General features: G+C 64.7%; 8 protein-coding genes. All 8 read right to left on the bottom strand.

The genetic code is table 11. From position 1 onward, the window contains the following. Positions 1-46 precede the first annotated feature (46 nt). Genes NPS47_RS17440 through NPS47_RS17405 form a run of 8 tightly spaced genes read right to left on the bottom strand, consistent with a single transcriptional unit; the run spans position 47 to position 11,418 of the window. Entirely contained in the window at positions 47-640 is a 594-nt protein-coding gene (locus NPS47_RS17440; protein WP_274296060.1) for a glutathione S-transferase, read from the bottom strand. Continuing rightward, positions 637-4,284 (bottom strand): AAA family ATPase, encoded by a 3,648-nt coding sequence (locus NPS47_RS17435; protein WP_274296059.1) that lies wholly within the window; start codon positions 4,282-4,284, stop codon positions 637-639. The genes NPS47_RS17440 and NPS47_RS17435 overlap by 4 nt, the downstream gene beginning before the upstream one ends. Next, positions 4,281-5,522 carry an exonuclease SbcCD subunit D C-terminal domain-containing protein gene (locus NPS47_RS17430; protein WP_274296058.1) on the bottom strand — a complete coding sequence of 414 codons (1,242 nt, stop codon included), beginning with the start codon at positions 5,520-5,522 and terminating at the stop codon, positions 4,281-4,283. The genes NPS47_RS17435 and NPS47_RS17430 overlap by 4 nt, the downstream gene beginning before the upstream one ends. A gap of 51 nt (positions 5,523-5,573) precedes the next feature. Then, positions 5,574-7,202 carry a BatD family protein gene (locus tag NPS47_RS17425; protein WP_274296057.1) on the bottom strand — a complete coding sequence of 543 codons (1,629 nt, stop codon included), beginning with the start codon at positions 7,200-7,202 and terminating at the stop codon, positions 5,574-5,576. Continuing rightward, positions 7,199-8,917 carry a tetratricopeptide repeat protein gene (locus NPS47_RS17420; protein ID WP_274296056.1) on the bottom strand — a complete coding sequence of 573 codons (1,719 nt, stop codon included), beginning with the start codon at positions 8,915-8,917 and terminating at the stop codon, positions 7,199-7,201. Before NPS47_RS17420 ends, NPS47_RS17425 begins: the two co-directional genes overlap by 4 nt. Next, positions 8,914-9,990: a vWA domain-containing protein gene (locus NPS47_RS17415; protein ID WP_274296055.1), complete on the bottom strand. Its 1,077-nt coding sequence runs from the start codon at positions 9,988-9,990 to the stop codon at positions 8,914-8,916. The genes NPS47_RS17420 and NPS47_RS17415 overlap by 4 nt, the downstream gene beginning before the upstream one ends. After that, positions 9,983-10,477, bottom strand: coding sequence for a DUF4381 domain-containing protein (locus NPS47_RS17410; protein ID WP_274296054.1), 495 nt, complete (start codon positions 10,475-10,477; stop codon positions 9,983-9,985). The genes NPS47_RS17415 and NPS47_RS17410 overlap by 8 nt, the downstream gene beginning before the upstream one ends. Continuing rightward, positions 10,474-11,418 (bottom strand): DUF58 domain-containing protein, encoded by a 945-nt coding sequence (locus NPS47_RS17405; RefSeq protein ID WP_274296053.1) that lies wholly within the window; start codon positions 11,416-11,418, stop codon positions 10,474-10,476. The genes NPS47_RS17410 and NPS47_RS17405 overlap by 4 nt, the downstream gene beginning before the upstream one ends.

Here is an 11,418-nt window from a genome sequence, read left to right as displayed (position 1 = left end):
GTCTCAGCTCACCCGGTGGGAGCGGGCTTGCCCCGCGAAGAGACTGTCACCGCGCCATGATCGCTTTGAACAGTCGCGACTCCAGCCAGCCCTGCAACCACGCACGCAGGTGCGGGTAGGGCGCGCTGGCGAACCAGTCCGGTTCGACCCCGGCAAACTGGCGCATCAACGGCAGCAAGGCGGCATCGGCCAGGCTCGGGTGATCGGCAAACAGATACGTCCGTTGCCTCAGCCGCTCATCCAGTTCGGCCAACCAGGCTTCGGCTTGCGTCCGGTAGAACTCACGCGAGTGCTGCGGGTAGCGTTCGGCGTATTTGTACAGATTGACCTGGACCTTGAAGTCCCGGTCATTGCGCACAATCAGCGCGTCGGCCGCTTGCGCCGCCTCGGAGTCGGCACGTAGCCGCCAGTCCTGTGGATCATGCCGGGCCAGGGCCCAGCGCATGATATCCAGGCTTTCTTCAAGCACCTGGCCATTCGCGCTCAGTACTGGCACCGTGCCTTTGGGCGAAAGTGCGAGCAGCTCGGCCGGCTTGGCCTTGAGGCTGACTTCGCGGATTTCCACCGCACATTCGCTATAACGCAGGGCCAGACGCGCGCGCATGGCCCAGGGACAACGGCGGAACGAGTAGAGAATCATCCGCTGACCTCCACCGTACTCAAACCATTGCCCTGACGGCGCACCTGGATCTGCACCGGGATGCGTTCGTGCATTTCCTGCACATGGGAGATCACCGCTACCTTGCGGCCCTGGGCCTGCAGACCGTCAAGGGCATCCATGGCCAGTTGCAGCGATTCCGGATCGAGACTGCCGAAGCCTTCGTCGATGAACAGCGATTCGATGCGCAAGGTGCTCGAGGCCATCGACGCCAAGCCTAATGCCAGGGCCAGGGACACCAGAAAGGTCTCCCCACCGGACAATGAGTGCACCGAACGCAGCTCGTCGCCCATCTCGGTATCCAGCACCAGCAGCCCCAGCAGGCTGCCGCCACGCTTGAGGCGATAGCGCCGGGCCAGCTGGCGCAGCTGGGCGTTGGCGTGATGCACCAGCAAATCGAGGTTGTAGCCCTGGGCGATCTTGCGGAAAGTATCACCGGTGGCCGAGCCGATCAGGGCATTGAGCCGCGCCCAGCGTTGCCATTCACTGTAGGCCTGGGCGATTTGCTCGGCCAGGGCCTGGTTGGCTTGCTGGCGGCGCTGGTCATCAGCTTGCCCGGCCCGCAGTTCGGCACACGCCTGTTCGCTGGCCGACAGTTGTTCCTGCAGGGTTTGCAGGGCTTGCTCCAGCGCTTCGGCGGGCAGCTCCAGGGTGGCCAGGGTTTGATGTTGTTCCAGGCGTTGCTGGCGTTCCTTGAGCAGAATCTGCGTTTGTTCCAGCGCTTTGTCGCTGTCCTGCAGGCGCTGACGCAGCTGGCTGACGGCGCTGTCATCCAGGGCCAGCAACTGATCCAGGGCGCTGTCATCCAGTTCAGGGTGGCCTTGGCGCCATTGCTCGATCTGACTGCGTACCTCGGCGTGCTCTTGTTCCAGGGCAGTCAAACGCTCGCCCTTGGCCTTGAGTTCGGCCGCCAGTTCAATCAGCTGTGTCTGGGTCTCCTGCAATTGCGAGGCTGCTTGCGCCTGTTGCTGGCGAGCCTGCTCTACCGCCTGTTCCAGGTGCTGCTGCCATTGCTCGGCGCTGGGTTGTTCGGCGAGCAGGTTGGCGAGGCTGGCCTGGCTCTGCTGCTGTTGGCGTTCCAGCTCGGCGAACTGCGTCTGCAGCTCTTGCTGCTTTTGTGCCCGCGCCTGTTGCTGGAGCTGAGCCTTGTCCAGGGTCTGCTGGCGTTCGCTGTGCTCTAGTTGCTCATCTTTGTGCCGCTGCAGCAGGTCCAGGCGCTGGGCCAACTGCTGGTCCAGACGCAGGAAGGTGGCGGCCGGCTCACGGCGTAGTTCATCGAGGGTGTCGGCGGGCAGCAGCGTGGCGAAGCTCGCCAGCTCCTGCTCCAGTCGCTCCTGATCGGCAGCCAGCGCTTGCTGTTGTTGCTGCAGGTGCTGGTTGGCCTGCTGGTTGGCTTCGCTTGTGACGTGCAGTTGCTGCTGCAGGCGGGCGGCGTCCTTCTGCAGCGTCAGTAGGGTGTTCTGGCGCTGTTCGTCGCGGCTGATGTCATCGTTCAGGCGCCGTGACTGCAGTGCCAGCCAGGCCGAGCGCTGGCTCACCTCCTGATCGGACAAGGCAGGGAACAGCGGGTGCGCCTGCAGAGCAGGCGCCAGGCCTTGCAGCTGCTCGCTCAGTTGCTCCTGCTGAAGCAAGTGTTCCTTGATCTGACCGTTGACGCCACCCAGCTGGGTGCGCAGTTCGTCCAGTTGCTTCTTCAGTTCATCGACGGCCAGCTGGGCGTTGCGTTCTTCATCCTGGTCATGCCGACCGAGGCTCTGCAGCAGGGCTTCAGGCTGATGGTAGGGATGCTCCTGGCTGCCGCATACCGGGCAGGGCTGATCATCCTGAAGTTGTGCGCGCAGCTCTTCCACGCTCTGGCTGCGGGCCAGGCGCTGGCGTTCGAGCAGCTGGCGGGTAACAGTCAGCGCTTGTTCGGCGGCGCTCAGCTGGTGCTTGCCGTTGAGGCCTTCGCTGATCAGCTGTTCACGCTGTTTGAGGGCGATTTGCTGGCGCTCGCGCAAGGCATTCAGGCGTTGCTCCAGTTCTTGCTGCTGGCTCCACAGGCGGTTGAGTGCTTCCACCTGGCTTTGCTGCTGGCGATTTTTCTGCAGCAGCTCGCCGAGCAAACCGACCTGCTCGGCCAGGGCTTCGGGTTCGGCCTGGGCTTCATGGTAGAGCAGGGCGATGGCGGCGCGCTGTTGCTCGAGGGCGGCGCTGGCCTGCTCGGCACGGGCTTGCAGGGCGGGCAGTTCGGCGCGGCCCTGATTGAGGCGGTTACCCAGTTGCATCACCTGTTGCAGGCGATCGCGGTAGGCATTCCAGGCTTCGCTCAGGCCTGCCAGGGAGGCACTCTGGGCCAATTGTTCGCTGATCTGGCCGAGGCGTTCCGTACTCAGGCGCTGTTGTTCGGCAAGGTTGAGCAACTGTTGCTGGCCTTCGCTGCAGGCTTGCTCGGCCTGCTCCTTCAGTGCCAGACAGTTGCCCAGCTCCTGCGACAGGCGGGCCACGCTGTTCTGCTCGGCAAAGGCCTGGCGCAGCAAAGGTGCGCTGTCGCTTTGTGCGGCCAGGGCCTGGTTCAATGCCTGCTGGGCGTTGTGCTGAAGCTCGTGCAGCTGTTGCTGGCGCGTGTGCAGTTCGTCGTGCTGTTGGCGCAAGGCGCTGATGCTGGCGGCCAAGGGTGACAGCTGACTGCTCAATGCCTGCTGACGGGCGAACTGATGGCGCTGCGGGGCCAGTTGTTCCAGACGCACCAGGTTCAGGCGTTCGCCTTGCAGGCTGTCGCTGTGCTGCCGGGCGCTATGCAATTGCTCGTTGCTGCTGTGTACCTGGGCTTGCAGCTGCTGCAGTTCGGTCAGCCAGGCACGTTGCAGTTCGAGTTGACGCAGTTGTGCTTGTTCGCCCTTGAGTGTTGCCAGCGCCTCGCCATAGCGTTGATCGAGGTCGGCACGGGCCTCAGGCGTCATCGGCATGACGCCGGCCGCCTGGTCTTCGAGGGCCTTGTGCGCCTCTTCGGCTTCTTTGCTCTTGCTGTAGGCGCGCCGCCCCAGCTGGCTGTAGATCGCCGTGTTGGTAAGCTTTTCCAGCAGCTCGCTACGGTCTTTGTCGTCGGCCTTGAGGAAGGCGCTGAATTCGCTCTGGGCCAGCATCACGGCACGGGTGAACTGCTCGAAATTCAGCCCCAGGCAGGCCTCGATCAGTTGCTTGTACTCGCTTTTGCTCTGGTTGCTCAGCAATTGCTCGCTGTCCAGATCGTGCAGGCTCTGGCGGCTGCCTTGCAGTTTGCCATTGGCTTTGTCGCGGGCGCGGTTGGCTTCCCAGCGGGCGCGATAACGACGGCCATCGACACCGACGAAGTCGACTTCGGCAAAACCGCTGCCGGTACCGCGGCGTAGCAGGGTGCGCGGGTCGCTGGTGAGGATGTCGCTGTCGACTTCCGGCAGCTTGGTTTCGCGGCCGATATTGCTCAGGCGCGGCACGGCGCCGAACAGGGCCAGGCACAGGGCATCGAGCAGCGTGCTTTTGCCGGCGCCGGTAGGGCCGGTGATGGCGAACAGGCCGGCGCTGGCCAAAGGCTCGGCAGTGAAGTCGATTTCAAAGGGGCCCGCCAGAGAGGCCAGGTTCTTCAGGCGGATGGCGAGAATCTTCATGGCTGCTCCTCTTGCTGTTGAACGTCCTGCAGCAACAGGGCGAAGTCGGCCAGGGTCTGTTCGTCCACGGCGTTGCCGTAGGCCTGGGCCCAGGCGCGGCTGAACAATTCTTGCGGCGTCATCTGGCCCAGCTCCACCAGGGCGGCGTCATCCAGTGCTTCACCTTCGCGGTTACCCGCGTATTCGGCGCCAATGCGCACCAGACGCACGGCCTTGCCGTGCAGGGCGCTTTCCAGTTGCTGGCGCAGGTCCGGTTGTGGCTCGTCGAGGCGCACGCGCACTTCCAGCCAGGGTTGGCGCTGCGGGTCATCGAGCAGGTCGATAACCGGCAGTTCGGCCAGTTGCTCAAGAATTTCTGCCAGCGGTGCTGGGCCGAGGCGCTGCAGGTGCACGGCACGGGGTATCAGGCGCGTTTCGACGCTGGCCAGCTTGCTGCCCTCGAGTTCGATTTCGAGGATCTGGTGCTGATAGCCAATTTCCGAGAACGACAGCGGGATCGGCGAGCCGCTGTAGCGGATGCGCTCCTCGCGGTTGACCCGCTGCGGTTTGTGCAGGTGGCCGAGGGCGACGTAGCTGATGTCCTTGCTGAACAGACTGGCGGGCAGCGCTTCGGCGTTGCCGATGATCAGGCTGCGTTCGGAGTCTTCCGAGACCGAACCACCGGCCATGTGTGCATGGCTGACGGCGATCAGCGCCTGGCCTGGCTTGCGCCGCTCCAGCGCGGCTTCGATCAGGCGCTCGTGCACCTGGCCGATTCCGCGCAGGTAGTCATCGCCCAGCTGCGCGCCGGTCACTTCGGCCGGGCGCAGGAATGGCAGGGCCAGGCACCAGGCCGCGACTTTGCCGCGCGCATTGGTCAGGGGGATCAGCAGACGATCGCTGTCCAGCACGCCGTCGTCGAGCCACTGCACCCGGCCCAGGGCATGGGTGCGCAGGCGCCGCATCAACGGCGCTGGCAATTCGATGCGCGAGCCCGAATCGTGGTTGCCGGCGATCATCACGATGTTCAGCTTCGGCTGCTGCTCGTGGGCCTGGACGATAAAGTCGTAGAGACGTTCCTGGGCTTTGACCGGTGGGTTGACCGTGTCGAAGATGTCGCCGGCGATCAGCAGGGCATCCGGTTGACGCAGCTTGAGCTGGCCGAGCAGCCAGTCCAGAAAGCAGGCGTGTTCGAAGTCGCGTTCCTGGCCATGCAGGGTTTGTCCCAGGTGCCAGTCGGAGGTGTGAAACAGACGCATGAAGGGTTCCGCAGATGACTGGCGCGACGCGTTGGGCGTCACGCCTTGGGGTTATTTGGGGTACAAGGGCGGCAGGCTGCCGTTTTCGCTCGCCGTTGGCTGCAGCTGTTCAGCCGCCGGGATGGTGCCGATGGCACGCCACAGTTCTTCACCTTGCCAATACTGCCCGCTTTCGCTGTAGAGGGCACCGTTGAGGCCGTCCAAGGCATCTGACAGCGGCACGAAGCGGGCGGCCATTTCCGCCAGGGTTTCCGGTTGTTGCCGGGCCCAGGCGTCCAGGGCCTGGCGGGTGGCCTGCGGGTCGTTGGCCTGGCACGCGCGCTTGAGATCATCGAGCAGGGTACGCGGGCTCGGTCCACTCTGGGCGGCACGCAGCACCGCCGGTTGCGAACGGGCGCGCCACCACAGGGCGAAGCCGAGCAAGGTGGTCAGGGCCAGCAACGCGGTACTCAGTTGCCACGGCCAGAGCGGCCGGGTGGTGACACTGACCGGGTCGATATTGGCCGGTTTGTCGGCACTCAGCGCCGGGTTGTCCTCGATCTGCAAGCTGCGCGCCGGCAGGCTGCTGTGCTCCAGGTGGTCTTCACGGGTGTTCCACCAGAATACCTCCTGAGCCGGCAGTTCGAGGTTGCCGCTATGGGTCGGGACCAGCGCTTCACGTTCTTCGCGAATGCCGAGCAAACCCCGGTCATTGACCTGATTGCGCAGTTGCGGCTGGTCCGGGTAACGGCGCAGGCCGGTGACTTCGGTCGCCGGCAAAGGTGGCAACTGGGCACTGGAAAGGCCTTCGGCCTGCACTGTTACGGTACGGGTCAGGGAATCGCCGATCTGGGTCTGCTGTTGCGCAGGGTCCGGGCTCCAGTGTTCCTCCAGGCTCAGGTTGCTGGTCGGCAGCCAGGGCGCATTGGCCGGATAATCGGCAGGGATCGGGTTGACCGTCAGCACCAGCGGTGTGGAGTCGACGCGCACCTGTTTGCCGGCCCTGGGCGTATTGAGTTCCTGCTCGGCATCATTCTGTGCAGCCGTGGCGCTGAACGCCAGGGCCGGGATAGTGAGGTCGCCGCTTTGCTGCGGGTAGATCGCATAGCGCATTTCGATCACCCCGTGGCGTACACCGTCGATATCTTTCTCGAAAGTCCGCGATTCACCCAGCGGCTCGACCTTGGCGTTGTCGATCTGCAATGGGCTCAAGCTGCTGTCGTCGTACAGCGGCACCGAGTGATAGATGCTCAGGGTCAGGACCGCCTGGGCCTGCACATAGACTTCGGGTTGATCGAGGCTGGCGTCGATGAATACCGGGCCGTGGTTCTCGTTGCTGGCTTGCGGGGTGAGGATCTGCAGGCTGATCGGCTCACTGCGCAGCTCGCCCAGTTGCAGCGCCGGAATTTCCACGCTGCCGCTCTGGCGTGGCAGCAGGGTGATGATCCAGCGGGTGCCGGCGGCGTTCTGGTCGTCGAGGCTGTTCAGGCTGTTGACCTGACGGGTGTCACGGACTTCGAAACTGGCCTCCAGCGGGCTCAGGTCCGGTTTGCCGAACTGGGTGACGTCTCGGGTCTGCAAGGTCAGCTCAAGGGTTTCGCCAGCGTTCAGGCGTGTGCGATCGACGCTGGCGAGCAGCGACGCGGCCTGCACCTGCAGGCAGAGTAAGAAGCCGAGTACAAAGACGCTGACGCGACTCATCGATGGGGTTCCTGATGTTGTTGCTGTTCGTACCAGAATTTACGCCGAAGCAGTTCGGCCGGGTTGTCCGGAATCTGCCGCAGCCATTGTTCCAGCGCCTGGCGCTGTTCGGCATCCAGGGTGCTGTCGAGCGGGCGTTGCGGTGGCCGGGTGGTTTCTTCATCATCGCCGTTGTTGGCCAGCTGCTGCGCCTGCTCACTGCTGTTGCTGTCGTCCTTGTGGCTGTCGCTGGGCTGTTGCGCAGGCTTTTCGCTGGCCGGATCCTGATTGTTCTGGGCGCTGCTGTTGCTGTCGGTCTGGGCGTTGGCGTCACTCTGCTGGTTTTGCTCGGGCGGTTGCTCAGGCTGTTCGGCCTGACGTTGTTGCAGCAACTGTTCGACCAGGGCCTTGTTGCTCAACGCCGGCTGCAATTCCGGCTGAAGCTCCAGCGCCTGTTCATAGGCATCCAGCGCCGCTTCAAGTTCCCCGCTACGCGCCAGGGCGTTGCCGCGATTGTAGTGGTCTGCAGCGCTGTTGCCCTGGGCGAACAGGCGCGCGGCCGCGTCGAAGTCGCCGGCTTCATAGAGGGCCAGGCCTTTCCATTGGCGATCCTGGAAGTGCTCGGCGGCTTCATTCGGACGCTGTTGCTCAAGCAGGCGCTGGCCCTGCTGGTCGGGACGTAGCCACAGGTCGCTGAACTCGAAGGCATAACTGGGTTGTGGCAACACCAGTAACAACGGCAGGCAGAACAGCCAGCCACGGCGGCCGGCGCAGGCAGCCAACAGCAGCAGTGGCAACAGCAGCCAGTAGCCCTGATCGGCCCAGCTGTCCAATTGCAGCGTCTGACCATCGTCGCGCAGGCTTTTCGGATTCTCGAACAGGCGCAGACCACGCAGGTCGAGGTCGTCAATACGGGCGTTGCGGTAGCGCCCGCCGGTACTGCTGAGAAATGCTTTAAGGCTGGCGCTTTCCAGTCGTGGCAGCAGGATGCCGCCTTGGTCGTCCTTGAGGAATTCACCATTGGCTTGCTTGACCGGGGCGCCTTGCGCGGTACCGATACCCAGCATCAGCAGGCTCGGCCCATTGCGCCCCAGGGCTTGCTTGATGCCTTCGCGTTCCTGCGGGGTCAAGGCCGAGCCCACCAGCAGCAGGCGCCCCTGGCCCAGGCCAGCCTGGGCCAGCAAGGCCAGACCCTTGCGCACGGCGAGGTCGGCGCGCTGGCCGGTCTGCGGCATGATCGACGGGTCGAGGGCTTCAAGCAGGTTGCGGCTGGTGGCCAGATCGTCCGACAGCGGCACCAGGGTGTGGGCACTGCCGGCATAGACGATGATTGCCGTCTGGCTGTCGCGGCGATGTTCGAGAAGGTCAAGAATCTTGCGCCGGGCCTGGTCCAGACGGGTCGGCGCGACATCTTCGGCGAGCATCTGCGGGGTCAGCTCGAGAAGGATCACCAGCGGGTCGGCCGGACGCTGACGGGTTTCTTCCAGGCGTTGCCAGCTGGGGCCGGTCAGTGCCAGGACGCTGAGCAGCCAGGCCAGGCCCAGGGCAATCCACGGCAGTTTGCTGTCGCGGCCGCTGCCACCGCCGAGCAGCACGGCATGGAAGCTGGGCGGCAGGATCATCTGCCAGCGCCCAGCGCGTTTCTGCCGGTGCCAGAGCTTCCACAGCAACCAGGCGAGCAGCGGCAATACGATCAGCCAGACCGGGCGCAGCCATTGCGGCCATAGAGCGATCATCGGCGTCTCCTCAGGCGCAGGCGCTTGAGCCGCTCGCGCCATTGCGGATGCGGGACAAGAAAGCTGGGGCGGCGTAACAGGCGCTGCAGGCGGTTGTCCGGCCATTGTTCCTGGATGACCAGCAATACGCTGAGCAGCAGGGCCAGCGCCAGCGGCCAGCTGTACAAGGCCTCGGCCGTACGCGCCTGGGTCGGTTGCTGGGCGACCGGTTCCAGACGGTCCAGGGCATCGTCGATAGCGCGCAGTTCTTCGCCGTCACGGGCGCGGAAATAGGTGCCGCCGGTCAGCCCGGCGATTTCCTTGAGGGAGGCTTCGTCCAGGTCCAGGCTCGGATTGAGGCCGAGCAAGCCGGCAGTGCCGGTTTCTTCCGGGTCGGCGCCGATGCCGATGGTGTAGATCCTCACGTTTTCCTGAGCGGCCAGGCGGGCAGCGGTCAGCGGGTGGATCTGTCCGCCGTTGTTGGCGCCGTCAGTAACCAGTACCAGCACCCGGCTCTGCGCCGGACGCTGGCGCAGGCGCTTGAGTGCCAGGCCAATGGCATCGCCGATGGCGGTGTTCTTGCCGGCGATGCCGATCTGCGCTTCGTCGAGGAAAGTGCGCACGGTACGCCGGTCGAAGGTCAGCGGCGCTTGCAGGTAGGCCTGGCTGCCGAACAGGATCAGGCCGACGCGGTCGCCCTGGCGCGCTTCAAGGAAGTCGCCGAGCAGGGCCTTGACCAAGGTCAGACGGCTGACTTCTTCGTCTTGCCAATGCATGTCGGGAAAGTCCATGGAGCCGGAGACATCCACCGCCACCAGCAAGTCGCGGCCGCTGGCAGAGACTGGTACGGGCTCGCCCAGCCACTGCGGGCGAGCGGCGGCCAGCAACAGTAACAGCCAGACCACGACAAAGGGTGCCTGTTGGCGCCAGGTCGGCAGGTTCAGGCGGGCACGGCGCCCAGCCAGGCCTTCGAGTTCATTGAGAAAGCTGACCTTGAGTACCGGTTCGCCGCTGTCGGCGCCAGGCAGCAGCCAGCGCGCCAGCCAGGGCAGCGGTAACAGCAGGAACACCCACGGCCAGGCCAGTTCAAACATGTTTACGGATCCAGGTTTCGACCGCTTGATTGAGCCCAGCGATGGCCTTGTCGTCGAGCTTGCATTCGGGCTTATAGGCGCCTTCGACCAGGACCATCCAGCGGGTCAGGCCGGCAGCCGGGCAACGGTTGTCGAGAAAGGCCAGCCACTGCCGGCCATTGAGGGTATGGCTGTGGCTGCCGGGGTAGTGGTTGCGGCACAGGCGCTTGAGCAGCGCGTTGATCTGCTGCAGCCAGGCGCCGGCCGGTTCACCGTCATAGGGTTTGGGCAGGCGCGCGAGTTCTGCCAGCGCTTCGATACGGATCGGGTCCAGCGGCAGTTCGGCGCGCACGATGGGTTTTTTGCCTGGTCGCCAGTGGCGCAAGCGCCACATGCCCCAGCCCAGCAACGGCAGCAGGGCCAGCAACAGCCACCAGCCCGGTGCCAGTGGCCACCAGCTGATCGGCGGCGGGCTGATCAGTGGTTGCAGTTGCTCCAGCGGGTTCACTGGGCTTTCCCCGGTCGCTGCGCATTGAGGTACTCGCGCAACTGTTCGATCATTTCACTTTGCGTGCTCAGGGGCATCAGCACCACCCGCAGTTTCTGTGCCAGCAGCTCCCAGCGCTCGATACGCGCTTCGCTCTGTTGACGGTAGCTGCGGCGCAAGGTCGGGTCGAGGGTATCGAGCTCCAGTTGCGCACCGTGCTGGGCAAAACGCAGCAGCCCGGCGGCGGGCAAGGCGTGGTCGAGCGGGTCGGACAGCGGCAGCAGGAGCAGGTCGCAGTGGCGCGACAGCAGGCTCAGTTGCTGCTCCACCGCCGGGCTCAAGGCACGCTCGTCGCAGATGATGATCGCCAGGCTGCCCGGGCGCAGTACTTCGCGGGCGCGGCGCAGGGCCAGGCCGAGGCTGTCGGCCTGCGGCCTGGCTTCGGTATGCAGCGACTGGTTGACCCGGGCCAGGCGGTTGAGCAATTGCAGCAGGCTCTGCTTGCTGCGCCGCGGTTTGATTTCGTAGTGCTCGTTGTCACCGAACACCAGGCCGCCGATGCGGTCGTTGTGGCCAAGGGCCGCCCAGCCGATCAGCGCCGCAGCCTGGGCGGCGAGCACCGATTTGAACATCAGTCCCGAGCCGAAGAACAGGCGCTGGCTTTGTTCGACGAGAATGAAGATCGGCCGCTCACGCTCTTCATGGAACAGCTTGGTATGCGGCTCCTGGGTGCGTGCGGTCACCCGCCAGTCGATGTTGCGCACATCGTCGCCGGCCTGGTACACCCGCACCTGGTCGAAGTCGACCCCGCGCCCACGCAGTTTTGAATGGTGCAGCCCCACCAGCGGGCTGCGCTGGCCGGGACGCGAGAACAATTGCACTTCGCGCACACGATGACGCATCTCGATCAGCTCGGCGAGGCTGATACGGATTCCGGGCGCGGCCAGCAAACGATCGGGCAT

It is taken from the genome of Pseudomonas putida (assembly GCF_028682475.1).
In the GTDB taxonomy this organism is placed as follows: domain Bacteria; phylum Pseudomonadota; class Gammaproteobacteria; order Pseudomonadales; family Pseudomonadaceae; genus Aquipseudomonas; species Aquipseudomonas putida_AG.
Note: the sequence above shows the minus strand (reverse complement) of the source record. Positions and strands in the feature narration are given on the sequence as shown.